Annotated in this window: 19 protein-coding genes; 5 read left to right on the top strand and 14 right to left on the bottom strand. The window is 62.4% G+C overall.

Going from position 1 to position 23,362, the window contains the following annotated elements; all coding sequences use genetic code 11:
* The first annotated feature begins 59 nt into the window (after positions 1–59).
* Positions 60–1,121, top strand: coding sequence for a GGDEF domain-containing protein (locus ACFE8X_RS08480; protein ID WP_375451019.1), 1,062 nt, complete (start codon positions 60–62; stop codon positions 1,119–1,121).
* Between the two features lie 3 nt (positions 1,122–1,124).
* Here ACFE8X_RS08480 and aroA read toward each other — a convergent pair whose 3' ends face one another.
* From aroA to ACFE8X_RS08520, 8 genes are all read right to left on the bottom strand, one after another.
* Complete coding sequence (gene aroA, locus ACFE8X_RS08485) at positions 1,125–2,402, bottom strand: 3-phosphoshikimate 1-carboxyvinyltransferase (RefSeq protein WP_375451020.1); 1,278 nt, start codon at positions 2,400–2,402, stop codon at positions 1,125–1,127.
* Between the two features lie 78 nt (positions 2,403–2,480).
* A complete protein-coding gene (locus ACFE8X_RS08490; RefSeq protein WP_375451021.1) occupies positions 2,481–2,861 on the bottom strand; it encodes a HesB/IscA family protein in 381 nt (126 codons plus the stop codon).
* Positions 2,862–2,914: 53 nt separating this feature from the next.
* Positions 2,915–3,316, bottom strand: coding sequence for an SUF system Fe-S cluster assembly protein (locus ACFE8X_RS08495; protein ID WP_375451022.1), 402 nt, complete (start codon positions 3,314–3,316; stop codon positions 2,915–2,917).
* Between the two features lie 9 nt (positions 3,317–3,325).
* Positions 3,326–4,546 (bottom strand): cysteine desulfurase, encoded by a 1,221-nt coding sequence (locus ACFE8X_RS08500; protein WP_375451023.1) that lies wholly within the window; start codon positions 4,544–4,546, stop codon positions 3,326–3,328.
* Positions 4,547–4,685: 139 nt separating this feature from the next.
* Entirely contained in the window at positions 4,686–5,882 is a 1,197-nt protein-coding gene (sufD, locus tag ACFE8X_RS08505) for a Fe-S cluster assembly protein SufD (RefSeq protein WP_375451024.1), read from the bottom strand.
* An 18-nt stretch (positions 5,883–5,900) separates the two neighbouring features.
* Entirely contained in the window at positions 5,901–6,662 is a 762-nt protein-coding gene (gene sufC, locus ACFE8X_RS08510; protein WP_375451025.1) for a Fe-S cluster assembly ATPase SufC, read from the bottom strand.
* A gap of 153 nt (positions 6,663–6,815) precedes the next feature.
* The gene (gene sufB / locus ACFE8X_RS08515; protein WP_375451026.1) at positions 6,816–8,315 is read right to left on the bottom strand and encodes a Fe-S cluster assembly protein SufB; all 1,500 of its coding nucleotides are present in this window, start codon (positions 8,313–8,315) and stop codon (positions 6,816–6,818) included.
* 61 nt (positions 8,316–8,376) lie between these two features.
* A complete protein-coding gene (locus ACFE8X_RS08520; protein WP_375451027.1) occupies positions 8,377–9,525 on the bottom strand; it encodes a cysteine desulfurase family protein in 1,149 nt (382 codons plus the stop codon).
* A gap of 283 nt (positions 9,526–9,808) precedes the next feature.
* Between ACFE8X_RS08520 and ACFE8X_RS08525 the strand changes: the two genes are divergently transcribed.
* Positions 9,809–10,471, top strand: coding sequence for an alpha/beta hydrolase (locus tag ACFE8X_RS08525; RefSeq protein WP_375451028.1), 663 nt, complete (start codon positions 9,809–9,811; stop codon positions 10,469–10,471).
* Positions 10,472–10,646: 175 nt separating this feature from the next.
* On the top strand, positions 10,647–11,897 hold the full coding sequence (tyrS, locus tag ACFE8X_RS08530; protein WP_375451029.1) for a tyrosine--tRNA ligase: 1,251 nt from the start codon (positions 10,647–10,649) through the stop codon (positions 11,895–11,897).
* On the opposite strand, the gene ACFE8X_RS08535 is transcribed toward tyrS, so the two are convergent.
* Genes ACFE8X_RS08535 through ACFE8X_RS08545 form a run of 3 tightly spaced genes read right to left on the bottom strand, consistent with a single transcriptional unit; the run spans position 11,894 to position 16,062 of the window.
* Positions 11,894–12,211 carry a type II toxin-antitoxin system RelE/ParE family toxin gene (locus ACFE8X_RS08535; protein ID WP_375451030.1) on the bottom strand — a complete coding sequence of 106 codons (318 nt, stop codon included), beginning with the start codon at positions 12,209–12,211 and terminating at the stop codon, positions 11,894–11,896. The genes tyrS and ACFE8X_RS08535 overlap by 4 nt on opposite strands.
* Entirely contained in the window at positions 12,208–12,513 is a 306-nt protein-coding gene (locus ACFE8X_RS08540) for a type II toxin-antitoxin system ParD family antitoxin (protein WP_375451031.1), read from the bottom strand. The genes ACFE8X_RS08535 and ACFE8X_RS08540 overlap by 4 nt, the downstream gene beginning before the upstream one ends.
* 54 nt (positions 12,514–12,567) lie before the next feature.
* The gene (locus ACFE8X_RS08545) at positions 12,568–16,062 is read right to left on the bottom strand and encodes an AsmA-like C-terminal domain-containing protein (protein WP_375451032.1); all 3,495 of its coding nucleotides are present in this window, start codon (positions 16,060–16,062) and stop codon (positions 12,568–12,570) included.
* A 147-nt stretch (positions 16,063–16,209) separates the two neighbouring features.
* Here ACFE8X_RS08545 and ACFE8X_RS08550 point away from each other — a divergent pair, with 147 nt between their 5' ends.
* Positions 16,210–16,692, top strand: coding sequence for a peroxiredoxin (locus ACFE8X_RS08550; protein WP_375451033.1), 483 nt, complete (start codon positions 16,210–16,212; stop codon positions 16,690–16,692).
* A gap of 80 nt (positions 16,693–16,772) precedes the next feature.
* Positions 16,773–17,933, top strand: a complete 1,161-nt coding sequence (locus tag ACFE8X_RS08555; protein WP_375451034.1) for a M23 family metallopeptidase — start codon at positions 16,773–16,775, stop codon at positions 17,931–17,933.
* A gap of 139 nt (positions 17,934–18,072) precedes the next feature.
* Here the strand turns inward: ACFE8X_RS08555 and prfB are convergent.
* The 3 genes from prfB to ACFE8X_RS08570 form a co-directional block, all read right to left on the bottom strand.
* A protein-coding gene (prfB, locus tag ACFE8X_RS08560) for a peptide chain release factor 2 (protein ID WP_375451035.1) occupies positions 18,073–19,195 on the bottom strand; the annotation gives its coding sequence in 2 pieces (ribosomal slippage) (positions 18,073–19,125 and positions 19,127–19,195; 1,122 coding nt in all).
* A gap of 87 nt (positions 19,196–19,282) precedes the next feature.
* A complete protein-coding gene (locus ACFE8X_RS08565) occupies positions 19,283–21,787 on the bottom strand; it encodes a penicillin-binding protein 1A (RefSeq protein ID WP_375451036.1) in 2,505 nt (834 codons plus the stop codon).
* 152 nt (positions 21,788–21,939) lie between these two features.
* Positions 21,940–23,175 (bottom strand): N-acetylmuramoyl-L-alanine amidase, encoded by a 1,236-nt coding sequence (locus ACFE8X_RS08570; RefSeq protein ID WP_375451037.1) that lies wholly within the window; start codon positions 23,173–23,175, stop codon positions 21,940–21,942.
* Positions 23,176–23,362 lie beyond the last annotated feature (187 nt).

Genomic DNA, 23,362 nt, shown 5'->3' on the forward strand with positions numbered 1-23,362 from the left:
TTCCAGTGCGGTATTTATTGGCCTGGCATCTACGTTGAATTGTAGGGTCATGAGCGCTGATGAGCGCGGGGGAAGTTGTGTCGGAACAGGAATTCAAACGCGCCCTTGGCTATGCCAATTCCGCCTTCGACCTGCTCAAACGCAGTGGCATTCCGCCCTATCCGCAATTTTACGAGTTGCTCTACACCTATGCGACGGGCGTCAATCCGACGCTGAACAACCGCATCAACGCGATTTTCCGGGCCGGCGGTTCACCATCCATGGATCTGGCCGAAACGCTCTATAACGAATTTCTGAAATCGGACGTCGACGATCGCATCAGCAATGTGTCGCAGCGCATGCATGCGCGCATCGACGCGGTGCATGACGCGATCGACAGCGCCATGACCACGGCCAATGCTTATTCGGGTTCGCTGCAGGCCGCCAGCGGCGATCTGGCGCGCGACATTTCCAGCGTGGCGATGAAAACGCTGGCCGATCGCCTGCTGGCCGAAACGCGCCGCATGCAGGACACCAATCGGGCTCTGGAGCTGCAGCTGGAGGCGTCGCGCGAGGATATCTCATCGTTGCAGCGCGATCTCGACGACGTGCGCCGTGAGTCGATGCTCGACTCGCTGACCAAGATCGCCAATCGCAAGAGCTTCGATGAAGGGCTGGCGGTTGCGATCGCGGAAGCAGGCGTGAGCGGGGATCCGCTCTGCCTGATGTTTGTCGATATCGACCATTTCAAGACCTTCAATGACACCTATGGCCACCAGACCGGCGACCAGGTGCTTCGCCTCGTCGCCATGACCCTGCGGTCCAATATCAAGGGTCGCGATCTGGCGGCGCGTTATGGCGGTGAAGAGTTCGTCGCCATCCTGCCATCGACCGACATCGAAGGTGCTGTGATCGTGGCAGAAAATGTGCGCAAGGCCATCCAGGCCAAGGAATTGCTGAAGCGCTCCACCAATGAAAAGCTGGGCCGCATCACCGCCTCGTTCGGGGTGGCAATGTTCCATCCCAGCGACACCGCCATTACCCTGATCGAACGCACCGACCGCTGCCTTTATGCCGCCAAGCATGCCGGCCGCAACCGCGTCATCAGCGAAATCGAGCTTGCCAACATTCGCGCGGCATAGCGGTCATGCTTCGGGAGCCATAATGACGCCGAGGCCAGCCAGCATATCCCAGTAATCGGGATAGGTCTTGCCGACGCAAGCGGGGTCCAGAATGGTTATGCCGCCGATCTTGAGCCCTGCCAGCGCAAAGCTCATGGCGATGCGGTGATCGGCGTAGGTTTCGATCCGGGTGCGCGCATTGCGCTGCGCCAACTCGCCCAGGCGTGGATCGCTGGCGACCACCAGATCATCGCCCTCCTCCCGCGCGAGGCCCGGCCTGATACGATTGAGCTCCGTCGATAGAGCAGAAATCCGATCGCATTCCTTGACGCGCAGATTGGCGATGCCGACAAAGCGCACGGGGATATTGTTGAACGCGGCCAGCACCGCGATGGTGGGCACGGCGTCCTGCATCTGCGAGCCATCGATGACCGCAGGCAAGTTGGGAAACTGCGCGATGACGGCCTGCGCCAGGGCATCGGGCTGGGTGAACGCATCGGGGGCAAGGCCCAGATCGATCCGACCACCGGTCAAGGCCGCGGCCGCCCACAGATACGTAGCCGCCGAGGCGTCCGGCTCGATCGCAAAATCGGTTGCGCCATAGCCAGTGGGCTGGACCCGCCAGGTGCCGGCGTCAATCTGTTCGACGGTTGCGCCAAAGCTGCGCATCGCGGCAAGGGTCAAGTCGACATAGCCGCGCGCCCCGATGTCGCTGCCGGTCAGCGCCACCTCCACCGGACCGTCGCCCAGGGGCGCCGCCATCAGCAGGGCCGAGACATATTGGCTAGAGAGGCCCGCATCGATCTCGACCCGGCCTTGGCCGAAGCTGCCATGGCCATGGATCGTCACCGGCGGACAGCCGGTTTCGGCTACCGCATCGATGCCCAGCGAGCGCAACGCGGCGACGAGTGGTGCAATTGGGCGCAGGCGCATATGCGCGTCGCCATCCACGATGACCGTGCCGTCGATCGTGGCCGCCGCAGCGGTCAGAAAGCGGGTCGCCGTGCCGGCATTGCCGAGCGCAAGCGGCGCGTCCGGGACCTGCAGGCGGCCCGAACTGGTGACGACGAACGTTGTCGCATCGGGTTCCTCCACGCTCATACCCATCTGGCGCAGGGCCGCTGCCATCAGCGTCGTGTCCTGGCTCTTGAGCGCACCCGTCAACCTGCTGGTGCCGCTCGCCAGCGCTGCGAGCAGCAGCGCCCGATTGGTGATGGATTTGGACCCCGGTGGAGAGACGCGGCCGACCAATGGATGGCCGGGCGGAACAAGGGTGAGGGCAGGCGGAAGTGGGCTGAGCATGATGGCGCGGATATGCACTAGCGGATAGCTATGCGCAACTGACTAGATGCCTTCACCCGCCTCGGGGATGAGGGGGTCTCAAGCCTCCGCACGTGCCTCGGCGATCGCTTTCAGGTCTGCAGGCTTGAGCTGAACGCTTTCGCCGCAGCCGCAGGCGCCGGTCTGGTTGGGGTTCTTGAAGGTAAAACCCGCGCTCATCTTGGATTGCTCGAAATCCATGATCGTGCCGAGCAGGAACATGGTTGCCTTTGGCTCGACATAGACGTCGAGGCCCTTGTCCTGCACGTGGTCGTCGCCCATCACCGGCTCGCTGACATAGTCCATGGTATAGGCCATGCCCGCGCAACCGGCATTCTTGACGCCGACACGGACGCCGATGACGGGCTTGTCGGAATCCTCGATGATTTCGCGGATCCGTTCGGCGGCGGCATCGCTCAGCGACATGATCTTGAAAGCCATCAGACAACCTCGTCTATCGTCAACCTACGATATATAGCGCGTCGCGGCGTGCATTACCACCAGTTCAGCGCAACCTGGGCTTCTTCGCTCATGCGGCTGGCGTCCCAGGGCGGATCGAACACCATATTGACCGTCACGTCCTGGATGCCCTCGACGGCGCGGGCCGCGTTTTCTACCCAGCCGGGCATTTCGCCAGCCACCGGGCAGCCCGGGGCGGTCAGGGTCATGTCGATGACCAGGTTGCGGTCATCGTCCAGATCGACCTTGTAGATCAGGCCCAATTCGTAGATATCGACCGGAATTTCGGGGTCATATACGGTTTTGAGGGCGCCGATCAGGTCTGTGGTGATGCGCTCGACATCCGCTTCAGGCAGCGTGCCGGTGTGGTTGGGCACGATCCGGGGCGGTTCTGGCAGGGCTGGCGCGGGCGCGATCTCGGATTCGTCGGTCATCATGGTCCTCGCTTACGCGAAAAATTTCCGGGCACGTTCGATGCCGTCCACCAGCGCGTCGACATCGTCCCTGCCGTTATATAGGGCGAATGAGGCGCGGCAGGTAGAGGTAACGCCAAACCGCTTGAGCAATGGCTGGGCGCAATGCGTTCCGGCCCGCACGGCGATACCATAGCGGTCCAGGATGGTGGATACGTCGTGGGCATGGGCGCCCTCGATCTCGAAGGCAAAGATGCCGCCCTTACCCGGCGCGGTGCCGATCAAGCGCAGCGAATTGATCCGGCTGAGGCGGTCTTGGGCATAAGCAGCGACGTCCGCCTCGTGCGCAGCGATGGCATCGCGGCCCAGATTGTCCATATATTTCAATGCAGCGCCCAGCCCGATCGCCTGGACGATCGGCGGTGTGCCGGCCTCGAAGCGATGCGGCGGCTCGTTATAGGTCACATCCTCAAGCGTTACCGTGTCGATCATCTCGCCACCGCCCTGATAGGGCTGCATTTCCGCCAGGAGGTCATATTTGCCGTAGAGCACACCGATTCCGGTCGGCCCATAAAGCTTGTGGCCGGTCATGACGTAGAAGTCGGCGTCCAGATCCTGCACATCGACGGTGGTGTGCACTGCGGCCTGGCTGCCATCGACGAGCACCGGAATACCGCGTGCATGGGCGCTAGCAATGATACGCTTAATGGGGTTTACGGTGCCCAGAACGTTAGACATATGTGTCACCGCGACGACCTTGGTGCGCTCAGTCAACGCCGCCTCGAACGCGTCCATGTCCAGGCTGCCATCGGCAGTCACATCGACCCAGCGGATGACCGCGCCTTTGCGCTCGCGATGGAAGTGCCACGGTACGATATTGGAGTGATGCTCCATAATGGTGGTGACGATCTCGTCGCCTTCCCCGATGCGTGGGCCGACAAAGGAGGACGCAACCAGGTTGATCGCTTCGGTGGCCGAACGGGTAAAGATGATCTCCTCGGGCCGCTCCGCATTGAGGAATTTGCGCACCGCCTCGCGGCCGCCCTCATAAGCCTCGGTCGCGCGATTAGCCAGCGTATGGAGCCCCCGATGCACATTGGCATATTCGTGCCGGAAAGCATGATCCATCCGGTCGAGCACCTGTACCGGCTTCTGCGCCGACGCGCCGCTGTCGAGGTAAACCAATCGGTGGCCGTGGATCTGCTCCGACAGGATCGGAAAATCGGCTCGGACTTTTTCAAGATCGAAGGTCATATTGCTTACTCACCGCCCTCGTGGTTCGAGGGTCGCTGGCGCTCCCACCTCACCATGAGGCTGGCGCCGGGCATTGTTGAGAAATCCTCATGGTGAGGTGCGAGCTCTTGCGAGCCTCGAACCACGAGGATTTCGGGCATCACTTCCTCAACAGCCATCCATCCACGACGCCACTCAGCGCCTCGTTCAACGCCGCATCCGCGATCGGATCGAGCAGTTCCTCGAGGAACCCCCGCACCAGCATGGTCTCGGCCTCGGCTTTGGGAATGCCGCGGCTGGTAAGATAGAACATCGAATCCGCATCCAGCTCGCCAGAGGTAGAGCCGTGACCGCAGACCACGTCATCGGCGTAGATTTCCAACTCGGGCTTGCTCAGGATTTCGGCCTCGTCCGACAGCATCAGGCCCTGCATCATCATCTTGGCATCGGTCTTTTGCGCATCGCGCGCCACGATGATGCGACCCTGGAACACCGCCTTGGAGCGGCCACGCGCGATCTGCTTGTAGAGTTCCTGCGAGGTGGTATTGGGCACGGCATGGTTGATATCGATGGTGATATCGCGGTGCTGGCCATCGTCCACCAGGTTGAGCCCGGTGAAATCGGCATGAGCCCCCTCCCCGCTAAAGCGCGCAAACACCTGCGACCGGGCCAGACCGGCACCGGCATGAATGGTCAGCGTGCGCAGCCTGGCGCCATCGGAAAGCTGGTACTCGCTGGTGGCGAAGTGGGTGGCCGCCTTGCCGCTGAGATCAAGCGTAATGTGGGTCAGCACCGCATTGCGGCCCAAGGCGATGTAGCTTGCATGGTTGGCGACGTGAGCGGCATCGGACCCCGAATAGGTCTCGATCACGGTTGCCGACGCGTTGTCCGCCACATAGATCCGCGCCGAGCTCGCCGAATGGCTCGCTGTCCCTTCCGTGCGCCGGTCGATCTGGATGACCGGATCGATCGTGCCTTCCAGCGTCAAGCTGAGGCTCTCGGCGATCATCGCGCCATTGAGATGGACGAGCACATCGTCGCGCGTCGTCAGCACCGCGCCATTGGACTTGCCGACGATAACGCCGGCCGGCGCCGTGCCAGCTTCCTGCACGCGGCCATTGGCGATTATGAGCTGATAGGCGCCGGCAACGCGCAGCGCCGGAGCGCTCGCCTCGTTGGCGGCCTGCGCCAATGGCGGCACGGTGCGCAGCAGCATCTTGAGGTCGGTATAGTGGTAGCTTTCCACGCGCCGCGTCGGCAGGCCGGCCACGCTCATGCGCTCGGCTTCCGCCGTCGCGCCAAGCCCGGTCAGCTGTTCGATCAAGGTATGTTCGGCCGCGCTCAGGCGGATTGGCATGGTGTGCTTCATGATGTCCTACGCCGCCGCACCGTCGAATTCGGCATAGCCCTTGGCTTCGAGTTGCAGTGCCAGGTCCTTGTCGCCGCTTTCCACGATCCGGCCGTCCGAAAACACATGCACCACGTCCGGCACGATATGGTTGAGCAGGCGCTGGTAATGGGTGATCACCAGCATCGAGCGCCCGGCGGATCGCAAGGCATTGACGCCCTTGGACACCACCTGCAGCGCATCGATATCGAGCCCGCTGTCGGTCTCGTCCAGAATGCACATCTTGGGCTGCAGCAACGCCATCTGCAGCACTTCGGCGCGCTTCTTCTCGCCGCCCGAAAAACCAACATTGAGCGGCCGCTTGAGCATGTCGCTGTCGATATTCAGGTCCGTACCTGCCTGCTTGACCGCGCGCATGAAATCGGGCGTCAGCATTTCGCTCTCGCCACGCTTCTTGCGCTGGGCATTCATCGCTGCCTTGAGGAAGGTCATGGTGGCGACACCGGGGATTTCGATCGGATATTGAAACGCCAGGAACAATCCGGCAGCGGCGCGCTCGTCCGGCTCCATTGCCAGCAGGTCCTGCCCGTCGAGCAGCACTTCGCCCTCGGTAACCGCATAGTCTTCCTTGCCGGCCAGCACATAGCTCAGCGTCGACTTGCCCGAGCCATTGCGGCCCATGACGGCATGCACCTGCCCGGCAGGGATCGTCAGGTTCACGCCCTTGAGAATGTCGCGATCATCGATCCGCGCATGCAGGTTGCGGATTTCAAGGATTGGGTTGGTCATAGGAGGCTCCAATATTGGTTTGGCTGCCATTCCGGCGCCAGTTTCGTGGAAGCCCCCTCACCCGCCCCTCGGGCGACCTCTCCCCCAGGGGAGAGGTGAAGAAGGCTTCGATTTTCGTGATGGGGCCTTTGCCGAGCGCCCTACCCTGCGCGACTATCCCACGCTTCCCTCGAGGCTGATCGAGATCAGCTTTTGCGTCTCGACCATGAACTCCATGGGCAGGTGTTGCAGCACGTCGCGCACAAAGCCGTTGACGATCAGCGCCACCGCTTCCTCGTCGGAAAGGCCGCGCTGCTGGCAGTAGAACATCTGGTCGTCAGAGATTTTGGACGTGGTTGCCTCGTGTTCGAACACGGCCGTGCCGTTGCGCGATTCGATATAGGGCACGGTATGGGCGCCGCAGGTGTCTCCGATCAGCAGCGAGTCGCACTGGGTGAAGTTGCGCGCGCCCTTGGCCTTGGCATGGGCCGAAACCTGGCCACGATAGGTATTGTCCGAGAAGCCCGCGGCAATGCCCTTGGCGATGATGCGGGACGAGGTGTTCCTGCCCAGGTGAATCATCTTGGTGCCGCTATCGACCTGCTGATAGCCGTTGGAGATGGCGATGGAATAGAACTCGCCACGGCTGTTGTCGCCGCGCAGGATGCAGGAGGGATATTTCCAGGTGATGGCTGAGCCGGTCTCCACCTGCGTCCACGACACTTTGGAATTGTCGCCGCGGCAATCGGCCCGCTTGGTGACGAAATTGTAGATGCCGCCCTTGCCGTCCTTGTCGCCCGGATACCAGTTCTGCACGGTCGAGTACTTGATCTCGGCATTGTCCAGCGCCACCAGCTCCACCACGGCGGCATGGAGCTGGCTTTCATCGCGCATCGGTGCGGTGCAGCCTTCGAGATAGCTCACATAGCTGTCGTCTTCGGCGATGATCAGCGTGCGCTCGAACTGGCCGGTCTTTTTTTCATTGATGCGGAAATAGGTCGACAGCTCCATCGGGCAGCGCACGCCCTTGGGGATGTAGACGAAGGAGCCATCGGTGAAGACCGCGCAATTCAGCGTGGCGTAATAGTTGTCGCTGACCGGCACGACCGAGCCCAGGTACTTCTGCACCAGTTCGCCATGCTCGCGAATGGCTTCCGAGATCGAGCAGAAGATGATCCCGACCTTGGCCAGTTCCTCGCGGAACGTGGTCACGACCGAGACCGAATCCATCACCGCATCGACCGCCACGTTGGGGCGCTCCACACCAGCCAGGATTTCACGCTCGCGCAGCGGCACGCCCAGCTTGTCATACATGGCGATCAGCGCCGGATCGACCTCGTCCAGGCTCTTGGGTGCCGGCGTCGACTTGGGCGCAGCGTAAAAATACATGTCCTGGAAATCGAGCTGGGGGTAATGCACCTTGGCCCAGGTCGGCTCGTCCATGGTCAGCCAGCGATTATAGGCGTCCAGGCGCCAATCGAGCATCCACTGTGGCTCGTTCTTCTTGGCCGAGATGAAGCGCACGATGTCTTCGTTCAACCCCTTGGGGGCCATGTCGGAGGCGATATCGGACGAAAAACCGTACTTGTACTTGTCGACGTTGAGCGCCAGCACCGAATTAACGGTTTCCCGGTCGATGTTTTCCTTGAGCGTCGGAATGTCGTAGTCAGCCATCTGGCGTCTCCTAATTGCCCCTCAGCGCTTCAAGGGCGCTGCGAGCCGTCAATAGTGCGGCCTAGGCCGCCTGTTCGTGCCGCGCCTTCTGGCGCAACAGGATCGATCGATAACCGGCAACGAACGCGTCGATGTCGCCAATGCCGGACGTCCAACCAAGGCTGACGCGCAGGGCGCATTCGGCCAGTTGGGGCGCTACGCCCATGGCGGCCAGCACATGGCTGGGGCCAATCTTGCCGGACGAGCACGCCGACCCCGCCGAAACCGACAGGCCCAGCAAATCCAGCCCCATCATCGCCGTAGTGTTCCTGACCCCCGGCACAGCGAAGTTGCTGACATTGCCCACCCGGTCAGCGCCGAAAACCACCAGATCGGGCGCTATGACCCGCAAATCAGCCTCGAGACGCGCGAGCAATCCGGGCACCTTCGCCTGGGTATAACGTTCTTCGAATGCCGCAGCGGCCGCACCAAAACCCGCGATCAATGCCGCCGCTTCCGTGCCGCCGCGCCGGCCTTGTTCCTGGCCGCCACCGGGGATCAACCGGACGGTATCGGCATGAGACTTGACCAGCAGCGCACCGATGCCGGCCGGCGCCCCGATCTTGTGGCCACCAATTGCCATCATATCGGGTGCCGAGGCCGCAAATTCGAGGGGCAGCTTGCCGAATGCCTGCGCCGCATCGATAAAAAGCCTGTGTCTTGTGGGGCCGACCAGCCCATTGATGCGCTCGATCGGCTGGACAACGCCGGTTTCGTTGTTCACCCAATGCAGCGCAACCAACAGTGTTTGGCCTGCCGCGTCGGCCTGCGCCAGACATAAGGCAAGCTGGTCGAGATCGATGCTGCCATCGGCCAAAAGGCCAATTGTCAACACCGGCAACCCCGTTGCCTCTGCTGCCCTAAGGGCGGCCGTATGCTCGCCGGCGCTGACGACGACGGCATTGCTGGCAAAGGTCTTCGCGCCGCCCACGATCGCCTGCGTGATCGCCTCGGTCGCCGAGCCGGTAAACACCACCTGCTTGCGCTCGGCTCCAACCAGGGCAGCCACCTGCCCCCTGGCCGTTTCGACCAAGTTGCGCAGGGCCCGTCCGTGACCATGCACCGAGGCCGGATTGCCAACGAGGTCGAGCGCGGCAATCAGTGCCGCCCGCGCTTCGGGCAGAAGCGGGGACGCGGCATTATGATCGAGATAGATTGCCGATCTGGTCATTGCGGGTCCAAGCGCATGCGCACTGTTCATAGCTTCCATGCCCGGCTCGGGGCGGTGTTGTGCCCCATGGTCCAAACACTTCTTGAAATTGAGCGCCCATTTTCATTACAAGGGGCGCACTTCCCCGCCGGATGGCGGCCAAAACCCAAGTTTCGAATAATTCTAAACTGGTTTTTCGACCCCTGTATTAGGCAGCAAGGCGCGCTTAGTCAAGCCGCAGCGCTGCCAAAGGATGCTCGATCAGCCCCACCAACAGAGCCGTAAGGGCCGGAAAAGCAGACCCATGCCAGAAGTAATTTTCAATGGCCCCGAGGGGCGTCTGGAAGGCCGTTACCAGCCCGGCAAGGAGCCCAACGCTCCCATCGCGATCGTGCTTCATCCCCATCCGCAATTCGGCGGCACGATGAACAACCAGATCGTCTATAACCTGTTTTACATGTTCGCCGAGCGCGGCTTTGCGGTATTGCGGTTCAATTCGCGCGGCGTCGGCCGCTCGCAAGGCCTGTTCGACCATGGCATCGGGGAGCTGTCAGACGCGGCGTCGGCGCTGGACTGGCTGCAGACCATCAATCGTGAAGGCCGCGGCTGCTGGATTGCCGGCTTCTCGTTCGGCGCCTGGATTGGCATGCAGTTGCTGATGCGACGCCCGGAAGTGGAAGGGTTCATTTCCGTCGCGCCGCCCGAAAACCTCTACGATTTCTCCTTCCTGGCCCCCTGCCCGTCCTCCGGCCTGATCATCCATGGCGACAAGGACCGCGTGGCGCCGCCATCGGCCGTGCAAAAGCTGGTCGACAAGCTCAAGCTGCAAAAGGGCATTACCATCGAGCAGCAGATCGTAGAAGGCGCCAACCATTTCTTCGAAGGACGGATCGATGATCTGACGACCCGATCGGCCGATTATCTCGACCGTCGCCGGCAGGAGATCGCCGCCGGCGGCGGGCGCTAGGCAGGGCGCGAATACCGCGATCGACAGTTCATCTTACCACTCTCCCACGACGTCATTCCCGCGAAAGCGGGAACCCATTCTCGGCGGCAACCGCAGCAGAATGGATCCCGCCTTCGCGGGAATGACGCCAGTACAAGGAGGCGGTGCAAACACTTGCTTTGACGGATCGCACCCCATGACCCAATTCAAATCCGACTTCCTGCGCGTCCTCGACGAACGCGGCTTTATCCACCAGATTTCCAACCCGGAGGGCCTCGACGCGCTGGCGCTCAAGGGGCCGATTACCGGCTATATCGGCTATGACGCCACGGCGACGAGCATTCATATTGGCAATCTGATCACCGTCACCATGCTCTACTGGCTGCAGGAAACCGGCCACAGGGCGATTAGCCTGATGGGCGGCGGCACCTCCATGGTGGGCGACCCCTCGTTCCGCGACGATCAGCGCCAGTTGCTGACCGTGGAAAAGATCGCCGCCAATATCGAAAGCATCAAGAAGGTCTATGGCAATATCCTGAACTATGGCGGCTCCAATCCGGCCATCATGGTCAACAATGCCGATTGGCTGCTCAAGCTCAACTATGTCGAATTCCTGCGCGATGTCGGCCGGCATTTTTCGGTCAATCGCATGTTGGGCTTCGACTCGGTCAAGCTGCGGCTGGATCGCGACCAGTCGCTGAGCTTTCTCGAATTCAACTACATGATCATGCAGGGCTACGACTTCGTCGAGCTCAACCGCCGCTATGGCACGGTGCTGCAAATGGGTGGCTCGGACCAATGGGGCAACATCATCAATGGCGTCGATTTAGGCCATCGCATGGAAAACAGGCAGTTCTATGCGCTGACCACGCCGCTGCTCACCAAATCCTCCGGCGAGAAGATGGGCAAGTCGGCCTCGGGTGCCGTCTGGCTCAATGGCGATCTCTTCAGCCCCTATGATTTCTGGCAATATTTCCGCAATAGCGAAGATGCAGACGTCGAGCGGTTTCTCAAGATTTTCACGCGACTGCCGCTGTCGGAGGTCGCGAAGCTGGCGGCATTGGGGGGCTCGGAACTGAACGAGGCCAAGAAGGTGCTGGCGACCGAAGTGACGGCGATCGTGCATGGTCGCGATGCGGCTATCCAGGCGGCAGCAACGGCCGCCGCGACTTTCGAAGCTGGTTCGCTGGACCTGTCCCTGCCAACCGCAACGGTGTCCCATGCCGAGCTGAGCAGTGGCCTCGGAATTCTCACTGCACTGGTGACGGCTGGCCTTGCCGCGTCAAACGGCGAGGCCCGCCGGCACATTCAAACCGGCGCGGTCCGTGTCAATGATGCCGTGATCGAGGACGACAAGCTGAGCATCGGCGATAACGCGCTGCTGCCTGAAGGCGTCATCAAACTCTCAGTGGGCAAGAAGCGGCATGCGCTGATCAGGCCGGTTTAAGGATCAACTTGATCATCTCCATCGTCAAACTCGAACAGTTGACCGCCATGCAGCACACGAAGAATGTACACGTGACTGTCGTCGACGGAAAAGACGAGCGAGGTGCGGGGTAGGATGCCGATAACGCGAAGTGCTCTGCCAGCGTCGCGAATCGTGCCGCGTTCTGCTCCGAGATGGAGCGTGGCAATGCGGCTTTGGACATTGTCGACATAGCGGCGCGCAACCGCAGGCGAAACTTCCTTGGCCAGCCATATCGTGAGGTCGCGCAGATCCCGTTTTGCGCTTTCAAGCAGGATGACAGAGCGTTGCTTCATTCTGCCGCTTTGGAAGCCGCAGCGTTGCGTTCGTCGGCTATGTCGTCGATGGTCTTGCGTAACTCAGCGAACACCTCGTCTTCTGTAAAAGTTTCTTCAAGGCCTGCTTTCCATCGATCGTAGGTGGGGATTACCTCACGCTGCAGCCATTGTTCGATTTCTCGGTCGTGCTGCTTCAGCAGGCGCAGCCCTTCGCGAACAACTTCACTGCCCGAGGCGTGGCCACCGCGGGCCACAAGCATGTCGATAAAGGCGGACTGCTCGGCGGTAACGCTGAATGTGCGCTTTTTAACGGTGCTCATGTTCATCGCTCCTTAGGGCCGCACTCTAACACAAGGTATGACTTTACCATACCGCTATTCAACCCGCGGCTGTTCTTTCGCCCGGAATTCGAAGAGTTCGCGGAGGACGCCGGGGACCAGGGCGGAGAGTGGATTGATCTTGAATTCGGGATTGTCGAGCGCACCCTTGACCGCGAAGGTGACGCCAACCAGGCCCTCGCCGTCGCGGCCGCCGAGGAGCGGGCCGAGCAGCGGGATTTTCTGGAACGCGCTGTTGAGCCCGAACAGGGGCACATAGGTGCCAGTCAGGTCGTACTGCCGCTGGTCGGTGTAGATGAAGCCGCGCATGGTGCCGCCAACCGTATCGCCGCTCAGCACCGCATCGGTGACCTCCACGCGATCGGATCGGCGCACGAAGGTCACGACGCCATTGTTGAAATCGAGCCGGTTCTGCTTGGCGATTACGGCGCGTGAATCGGCGTGATTGCCCAGAACCTGGGCGACGTTGGCTTCGTCGACGATGGAAAAATTGCGCAAAGCCAGCTGGCCAACCTCGGCCTTTTGCTCATTGTTTGTCGTCAGCACCAAGCTGCCGTCGCCCCCCGCGAGCTGGGAATAGACCCCCAGCAGGCGCAGGATCGTGCCGGCATCGCCAAAGGCCACGGTCATGGTTCGTCCATCAGGGGCAGGATTGGTGGTCACTGAAAGAGCATTGTCGTCGCCGAACTGCGCGGTCATGTTGGCGCGGCGCAGATCGGTGCCGTGCAAGGTCATGTCCAGCACGACATTGAAGGCCGTCGTGGCGTAGTAGCCCAGCGCGCGGTCGAGCCGGATATTGAGCGCCAGCGTCTGCTCGAACTGCGTCGATTGCACCCCGCCCGCGCCTTCGCCCAGGCCAAAAAAGCGCTTGAGCATCGGCTTGAGGTCGAGTTGGGCACCGCTCAGGTCGATGGCGTAGCCACCGTCGATAGGTGCCAGCTTGAGCTGGGCGTCGTCGCCTTCGCTCAGCGCGAATTGCGTAAACTGGGCCGATTGCAGGCCCTTGTCGGCATCGAACGTCAAGGCCCCGGCGAGATGCACGCTGCCGAACGCCAGGTCGATATCGCTAAGTTCGGTGACCTTGCCCTGGAGATTCACCGTGGCCTGCAGCAGGCCCGGCACGCCCGCATCCTTGGTGATGCCGATATCCTTGATGGTCAGGCCGGCATCCTTGAGGTCGACGGCCATGCGGATTGAGCCATCTGCCTGCGGCTCGGCCACGAAGCGAACCTGGCCGGTCAGGAATTCGGAGGCATCGAACCCCATTGCCGCCAGGTCCTTGGCCCCGACGGTGGACCCCAGGCGGACACTCGGATCGCTCGTGGGCGTACCGGCAATCTCGATGTCGGCCGGCATGCCGTCGATCTCCGCCGTGCCGGCAATCTGGTAGCCGTCCTGAGAGGCGCTGAACGAAAGTTGTCCATTGCCGATCTTGCGGTCCTGGATCGGCTGGTCGCTGGCGAAATCCTTGAGCGCGCCATTCAGGACATAATCGATGCCCAGGGGCTTGCCCGTATTTTGGTTGGGCAGCTTGAGCGTTGCCACCAATCCAAGATCGACCGAGCCGGTCAACGAATCCAGGTCGATCGGCAGCTTGGCGCTGGCAACTGCGTCAGGCTGTTGGCTGCGGGCCAGGGCGACGAGCGCGCCGATCGAGCCGCTGATGTCACCGGACATTTCGGCAATGCTCTGCGCCGGGTCGGAGTTGTCCATCACGAGCGCCGGATTGGTAACGGTGATGACGCCGTTTTCCGTGTCCACCGCGCCCCCGCCGGCCGAAATCGTCAGGTCGCTGTCGCGCACCTGCAGGTGTGTGTCGCCGGTAATGGTCACCGGGGCCATGGTTGCGGTCGGTTTGACCAGGACGCCGGTGCCGGTCATGTCGATCAGCATGGCGTCCTTGGGGATCGGCTTGATCTCATCGCCCACGGCCATCGAGCCAACGGGGAACTTGAACCGCATGGTGGCGTGCGAAACGGTGCCGCCGGTGACGTTGGCGACGAACCAATCGCGGCTGTCGCCACCCATCATGTAGGGCCAGAGACGCTTGAGGTCGTCGGCGCCGACGTTCTCCCCCGCTACCGTCATGTCGAGCCCCAGCCCGGCCTGCAGCATATCCAGGCGGCCGGTGGTTTCGATGCGCGCGGCGCCCTTGGTAGCCACCAGGCGATCGATGCCCAGAGCGCCATAGAGCGGCGCCGACCAGCCGGAGAAATCCAGGGTATCGAAGGGCTCGGCGGGCGCGTCCATGTCGCCGGGATGGATGGTGATATCGCGGGCGTTCAGCGATATGGCGATGGTGGGGCCGAAGGCTGGGTCCAGCCCCATGGCGAACAGGCCCGAGACATGGGCCGAACTCTGCCCGATCTGCAAGGCCGCGTCGGCCAGCTTGAACTGGCCTTCGGCAGGCGACCAGGTGATGTCCATGATCGAGGAAACGATGGGGAAGTAATTGTCCTCCAGCCGCAGGTCGAGGCCGGTCATGTCCACCTTGAAGGCGCCACCGACCAGCTTGCCGGTTTGGGGTGCGAAGGTGACATCGATGGATAGCGCGCCCGCGCCCCGGATGGCGGCCAGGCTTTGTGCGTCGTCGATGAAGGGCAGGAACGAGGCGAAATCGATATTGGTGATATCGGTTTCAAGACGCGATCCACCGGCATCATCGATCAAACGCGAGACATTGCCAGTCATGGTCTTGCCGCCCAGCGTGGCCGAGAACACGCCGGAAACGTTACGGCGATCCTGCGCCGGGCCGATTTCCAGATTGATGTTCTCGAAGCGGCGAAACAGGCCATATACAGCGTCGTTCATGTCGACGGTGCCGTCGCGAATGACCAGCTTGGAAAAACGCCCCTGCTGGGTCTGCTTGACGATATCGGCGAGGCTTTGTTCGCTGGCCTCCAGATTGTAGATCAGCCAATCATTGTCCGAACGCAGCGCCATGGAGGCTGCTTCCCCGCCCGGTCCGCGCAAGTCGACCCCATTGGACGAAATGCCGACGCTGGGAAAGCTTTCGTCACCCTCCATCACCCGCACCGTAGGCGGGCCGCCAGCGGGGTCATCGACCATCTGGAAGCTGGTCACACGCGGTCCGAACAGGTCCTGCACGATCTGGATGTGGGGTTTGACGATGGTGATCGTGGCCCCCGGTTGGCCAACCAGCGCCCGCACCGGCGAGAAGCCGATTTCGAGGGCCTGCATGTCCACCTTGGCGCCGCTTTTGGTATCGGTCAGCGTGACCGGGGAAAAGTGGATAACCGGCCAGACCCCGCTTTCGAGGGCCAGCGACATCTGGCCCAGCTTCAGGGTGCTGGTGGGCGGCAAGGCGGACTGTGCCATCGCCTGGGCGGCTTCGCTGCCGAAAGGCAGGCGAATGGGCGTCACCAGCAGAACCAGGTAGAGCAGGATCAGGATGCCTGCGGGGGCTCCCAAAAGCCAGACCAGCAGCTTGGCGGCATGGCGCCCTGGCGGCCGCCTGGGCTGCAGAGGAAGCGGCGTCTGGGATGCTGGGAGTGTGATTGACGCGCTCACTTACTTCCGGATCGGGGCATCGGCCACGGTCTCCTGGCATCCCCGAGAATCGACCGCACTGCGTGGTCTTGCCCAATGATACCGGCTGGAATATGGCACCGACACCCCCCAATATGGTGGGAACGACTTGGCCGAGGTGACACTAGCATGACTAAAGCAGCAGAAGGCGAGATCGCTCCCGATTTTACCTTGCCACGCGATGACGGTGCCAACTTCACGCTATCGGCGTATCGCGGACAGCCCGTCGTGCTGTTTTTCTATCCGCAGGACGACACTGAAGGCTGCACGATCGAAAATCAGGAGTTCTCGGCGCTAGCGCCCGAGTTCACGAGGCGCGGGGCCGTTCTGGTTGGTATTTCGCCCGATAGCGTCGCCCAGCACTGCAAGTTTCGCGATAAATACGGCCTGTCGGTACCGCTGGTTGCGGACCCCGATCGCGTGGCGGTCACTGCGTTCGGGTTATGGCAATGGAAGGTGCTCTATGGGCGCGAATATGAGGGGCTGGTGCGCACCTCGTTCCTGATCGATGCGGATGGCCGGATCGCCAAGGTGGTGAAGGCAACTCGCATCAAGGGCCATGCCGCCAAAATGCTGGCCGCAGTCGACGCACTGCGCGCGCCCGCGCGGTAAGCCGCATGGGCTTGGCGCTTTATTAACCATGCAGGCTCATACTTCGCTGACCATGATGGTGGTGTCGCGGAGGGCGTTGCGTGCGAAATCAACCCAGTTTTGCCCGGTCCGGTTCTGCCCCCTCCGTCAGCCCAGCGGCCCGTTGCGCGGGCATCCGCCCCGCCTTGTTCTACACCATGTTCGCCGGCCTTCTGGTCGCCAATGCGCTGACCGCCACCGGCTTCCTACTGGCGCCGGACATTTCGCGGCTCTACAACGGGCAGACAGAACAGGTCATCGAGGCTTACGAAGACCGGATCGCGCAATTGCGGGTAGAGGTGGATCGGCTGCACTCGCGCAGTTTCGCGCAAGCCGGCGACATCAATCTGCAATTGCAGGAATTGTCGCAACAGCAGGAAGTTCTGGTCGAGCAGCACCAATTGGTGCAGGTGCTGGTCGACAAGGCGGGCGAGTTGGGGATCGATACCGCGGCATTGCCCAGCGTCGCGCCAAGCGACGACCTGGCGGAGGGTCGGCCGACGGTGTCGAGCGGCAACGACAATATCGATGCGACTGCCCAGGCGCTCGACCAGATGATGGGCGAAACCCAGACGGCGATGACGGCGATTTCCGAAGCCGCCACGGCAAGAACCAACGGCATCGTCAGCGAATTGTCCGGCATCGGCATTGCGGTGGACCTGCCGGCCGGGGACATGGACGGCATGGGCGGACCCTTATTGCCGCCCCAGGATGGGCAACCCGACCAGCCGCTGGTCGATGATGCCAATGCGGTCATGACGGCGCTGATCCGCTACAAGGCGGCCCGCGATACCCTCAACGGTGCGCCGGTGCATATGCCGCTGAGCGGCCAATTTCGCCAGAGTTCGGGTTTCGGCAATCGCACCGATCCGTTCAGCGGTGGCCGCGCCTTCCATGCCGGCCTCGATTTCGCGGCCCCGAACGGATCGCTCGTGTCGGCAGCGGCCGATGGCGTGGTGACGTTCGTGGGCACCATGTCGGGCTATGGCAATGTGGTCGAGGTGACCCATGCCAGCGGCCTTGTCACGCGCTATGGGCATTTGTCGGGCTTCCTGTCCACTGTCGGACAGGCCGTGCGCACCGGCACGCCCATCGCCAAGGTCGGCTCTACCGGTCGCTCCACCGGCCCGCACCTGCATTTCGAAGTACGCCGCAACAACGCTGCGATCGACCCGTCCAATTTCCTTAAAGCGGGGAAACGCCTATTGGCGCTATTGGGCTAGGTGCCACGCCCTTGTGGTTCGAGGGTCTGCTGCGCCTGCCACCTCACCATGAGGACTACTAGGAAATCGCAAGTCTATCAGTAGCCCTCATGGTGAGGTGCGAGCCCTTCGCGAGCCTCGAACCACGAGGGCGTGCCGCCTACTCGCTCACCACGTCCGTCGCCACGCCGACGCGCTGCGCCAATGCGGCCTGCATGAACTGGTCGACATCGCCGTCCAGCACCAAGGCCGGCTGGCCGCTTTCGACGCCGGTGCGCAGGTCCTTGACCATCTGGTAGGGCTGCAGCACGTAGGAGCGGATCTGGTGCCCCCAGCCGATATCGGTCTTGCTGGCGGCCTGGGCATTGAGCGCTTCCTCGCGCTTTTGCAGTTCGGCCTCGTACATGCGCGATTTCAGCATCGCCATGGCCGTGGCGCGGTTCTTGTGCTGGCTGCGCTCCTGCTGGCAGGCCACGATAATGCCGGTCGGCACATGAGTGATGCGGATCGCCGAGTCGGTGGTATTGACGTGCTGCCCACCGGCGCCGGACGCGCGATAGGTATCGATCTTGAGGTCGGCTTCCAGGATTTCGATGTTGATCGAGTCGTCGACCACTGGATACACCCAGACGCTGGAAAAGCTGGTGTGGCGGCGTGCCGCCGAATCATAGGGGCTGATGCGCACCAGCCGGTGCACGCCGCTCTCGGTCTTGAGCCAGCCATAGGCGTTGTGGCCCTTGATCTGGATGGTCGCCGATTTGATGCCGGCTTCCTCGCCGTCATGCATCTCGATGCTCTCGACCTTCATCTGCCGCCGCTCGGCCCAGCGCGTGTACATGCGCAGCAGCATGTTGGCCCAATCCTGCGACTCGGTGCCGCCTGCCCCCGAGTGGATTTCCAGATAACAGTCATTGGCGTCGACTTCGCCCGATAGCAACGTTTCGATCTGCTGGCGGCGCGCTTCGTCGCGCAATTCGAACAGGGCGGCCTCGGCGTCCTTGACGATCTGGGCGTCGCCATCGGCTTCGCCCAAGTCGATCAGCTCGATATTGTCGGCGATGCCAGCCTCGAAGCCGCGGACTGCCTTGACGGCGACATCGAGTTCGTCGCGCTCGCGCATGGCGAGGCGGGCCTTGTCCGGGTCGTTCCAGAAATCAGGCGATTCGGTTTGCGCGTTCAGCGCGTCGAGGCGAAGCTGGGCGGTATCCCAGTCAAAGATGCCTCCTCAGCAGGGTCAACACCTGCTGGATTTCGGCAACGGTCTTTTCGATTTCCGTCCGCATTGGGTGGGTCCTTCGTCGTTCTGGCCTCATGTAGACGAGGCGAACCCCCGTATCAACCGGCGGATCGGAAAATGCGCGGCCAGAGCCTCAATACCCGTCGCGATTGAACAGATCGGCGGCGGTGCGGGGGCCGTTGCTGGGATACCTGTTGTCGGACGGATAGCTATTGCCGGCAGGGTATGGTCCGGGTTGGCCGACCGGATAGGAGCCGTCGGGGCTCATCATGGGGGAGGCCACGTAACCGCCGCCGTCGACACCGATCACCGAGGTCGCCAGATTGGGGCCGGTGCCGGGCTTGAAGGCTTCCAGCACCGCCCGGTCGCCATCGACCGCTTCGACGCCGGAGGCGGAGTTGATCCAATCGGCGGTCATGCCCGCGGGCATGTTGAACGGCGTCGCGGGCTGGCCCTTGAGCGCGTTGCCCATGAATTCGGTGAACACCTGCACCGGATAGCTGCCGCCGGTCACGGTGCCCATGGAGCGCGGTGTGTCGTAGCCCAGATAGACGCCTACGACCAGTTCGGGCGTGAAGCCGACGAACCAGGCGTCCTTGTAGTCGTTGGTGGTGCCGGTCTTGCCGGCGACGGGGCGGTTCAGAACCTTGGCGCCGGTGCCGGTGCCGCGCTGCACCACGCCTTCCATCATCGAAGTAATCTGGTAGGCGGTCATCGGATCGAGCACCTGCTCGCGATTGTCGGTGATGACGGGCTCGCCCTGCCCTTCCCAATTGGTGGCGCTGCAACCAGTGCAGACGCGCTGGTCGTGCTTGTAGACTGTGGCGCCATAGCGATCCTGCACGCGATCGATCAGCGTCGGCACGATCTTGCGCCCGCCATTGGCGATGGTGGCATAGGCGGCGGTCATGCGCATATCGGTCGTTTCGCCGGCGCCCAATGCCATCGCCAGAACCGGCTGCATGGTGTCGTAGACGCCGAACATCTTGGCGTACTTGGCCACCAGCGGCATGCCGATATCCTTGGCCAGTCGCACGGTCATTACGTTCCGGCTGAGCTCGATGCCGCGCCGCAGGGTTTGCGGGCCGTAGAATTGCTGCGCGTAATTTTCCGGCCGCCAGATCGAACCGTCGCTGTTGCGGATTTCCACCGGCGCGTCGAGCACCACGGAAGCTGGCGTGTAGCCATTGTCCAGCGCTGCCGAATAAACGATCGGCTTGAACGACGAGCCGGGCTGGCGCAATGCCTGGGTCGCCCGGTTGAATTCGGATTCGGCGAAGGAAAAACCGCCCACCATGGCCAACACGCGCCCGGTGCGCGGGTCCATCGCCACCAAGGCGCCCTCGATCTCGGGCACCTGCTCCAGGGTATAGGCACCGCTCTTGCCCTCCATCGGGGAGACATAGACCACGTCGCCGACCTTGAGGATTTGCGATAGCGGCTTGGAGACCCATTTGACATCCGGCCCCGACAGGGTGCCGGTGTTGCGATCGGCCAGCACAGCGCCGTCGGCGCCGTCGGCGGGGCGCAGCCCAATGCTGGCCTCGTTACCGTCCAAGGCCAGGATCACCGCCAGGTGCCATTCGGGCACGTCGCCCAGCGGCTTGATCTTGGCGACGTCCAACCCCCAATCGGTGCCGATTTCGATGCTGGCGACGGGTGCGCGGAAGCCCTTGGTGTGGTCATAAGCGATCAGCCCGTCCTGCAGCGCCTGGCGGGCATATTCCTGCAGCTTGGGTTCAAGCGTGGTGCGCACCGAGAGCCCGCCGCCATAAAGCTGGTCCTCGCCATAGAGCTTGGCCAACTCGCGGCGCACTTCCTCGGTGAAATACTCGGCGGAAAAAACCTGGCTGCCCGAGGCGCGCGGCACCACGTTGAGCGGCTCGGCCTTGGCCGTCTGGCCCTCGGCCAAGGTGGCATAGCCATTTTCGACCATGCGATCGATGACCCAGTTGCGCCGCTCGATGGCTGCCTCGGGGCGCCGGAACGGATGATAGTTGTTGGGCCCCTTGGGGAGCGCCGCAATATAGGCGGCCTCGCTCAGGGTGAGCTGGTAGAGCGCCTTGTCGAAATAGTTCAGCGCGGCCGCGGCAACGCCATAGGAGTTGAGGCCAAGAAAGATTTCGTTGAGGTAGAGCTCGAGGATCTTGTCCTTTGAGAACGTCGATTCGATGCGAACGGCCAGGATCGCCTCCTGGATTTTGCGGTCCCAGGTCTGATCGCTCGACAAGAGGAAATTCTTGGCCACCTGCTGGGTAATGGTGGAACCACCGCCCTGCACGGCAGCATTGCCATCGGCCCGCGCCAGCAGATTGTCGCGAATGGCGCGCGCTATGCCATCCACGGCAATGCCGCCATGGCTGTAGAAATCCTTGTCCTCGGCGGAGAGGAAGGCGTGGATCAACAAGGGCGGCACGGTTTCAATGGGCTGGAAAAGCCGGCGCTCGCGGGCATATTCGGCCAGCAATGTACCGTCGGCGGCGTGCACGCGGGTGGTGACCGGCGGCTGGTAGTCCTTGAGCACGGTGTAGTCTGGCAATTGCGCGGCCACGGTCGATAGATAAACGGCGCCCACGCCCAAGGCGCCAAGGGCCATGAACACACCAAAGCCAAACAGCCAGCCGAGTATGCGAAGCATTTATTCAATCTCTCCTGCGCGCCGACTTGCGGCAAGCGCAGCATTCAAATCCATCCCGGCAATGGCAGAATCATAGCAGAGCGCCGCTCGAAAGGGGATCACAGCGCCGTGGCGATCGTCCCTTGCCGTCGCTGGTGACTTTCTTGCCACAGCTATTCGGTGGGCTTAAGGCTGTCGAAATACAGAGAAATGCCCCGCGCCACAGCGTCGGCGGTGCGGTCCTGCCAGCCCGTTTCCAGCAAATTGGCCATGTCGTCCGCATTGGACAGGAACCCCAGCTCGATGAGCACCGATGGCACGTCAGGCGCCTGCAGCACCAGGAAATCGGCCTGACGCACCGGAAAGCGGCGCAGTTCCACGCTGGGTTCCAGTTGATGCACGATCGACTGGGCGGCCATGAACGACTGCACCCGCATTTCGCGCCGCATCAGATCGACCAGGATATCGACCACGGCCGGCGCGGTCTGCGGCACGGTGAAGCCGGCCACGACATCGGCGCGGTTCTCGCCATCGGCCAACACCTTGTCGAGCACATCGGTGGCGTTCTCGTCGCGCGTATAGACGCTGGCGCCGCGAATCTGGGGCTGCTGGAAGCTGTCGGCATGGATCGAGACAAACAGGTCGGCCTTGTTGGTGCGCGCCAGGGCCACGCGATCCTCGAGCTTGAGGAAGCTATCGTCCTCGCGGGTCAGCGCGACGTCGAAGCGACCCGATTCGACCAGCAATTGCTGCAGGCGCAGGCCGAAGGCCAGCACGATGTCCTTTTCCTTGATGCCCGACGCGGTTTCGGCGCCGCTATCGATGCCGCCGTGGCCCGGATCGATGACCACCAGCGGCCTGGTGGCAATGGGCAGCTCGGACCCGCCGGCCGGCGTCGAGGTATCGGCCACGCCGGGCGGCGCGGCACCGGACGCAGCGATCAAATCCTTGGCGACATTGGTGGCGAATTGCTCGGGCGTGGCGGGAATAATGTCGACCACGAGGCGCGCGGGCTGATCCTCGAACGGGTCGAGCACATAGGCCTGCTGCACCTGGGCCGGGGACGACAAGGTCAGGATGGTGCGCACCCGGTCGATGCCGATCTGCCGCACGGCAAAGCCGGACACTAAGCCGGTGCCCGATGGTACCCCTTCAGGCGCCGCCAGGGTAATGGCGCCTGCCCGCACGTCGATGGCCAGACGATCGGGACCGGAGAGCGAGGTCAGCGAAAACTGGCTTTGCGTGCCAAGATCGATCACCAGCCGCGCCCGCTCGGGGGTTGCCGAAACGCGCACCTCCATGACCGTGGGCAGGGTGGTGGGGAGCGGCGCGTCCTGCGACTGCGCCGGGTTGCAAGACACGAGGGCGGTCAGCGTCAGCACTACGGCAAAGCGAAGAAAGTTGAACACCGGGCGCCCGATCCCTATCTGCAATTGGGCCGCAGTCGCACCGATGTTTGGCGAATCTGCGGCGCCGGGCAGTTATGCGAACAATTGGCGAGGCCGCAATCGGGTGGCCGTAGAAACCGCACCAAGCCGTCGATTTCGACTTTCCTGTTGCCAATCTGTTGCAAGACCCCTACACGCTAAGCACTGA

Source organism: uncultured Devosia sp., assembly GCF_964244875.1.
GTDB lineage: Bacteria > Pseudomonadota > Alphaproteobacteria > Rhizobiales > Devosiaceae > Devosia.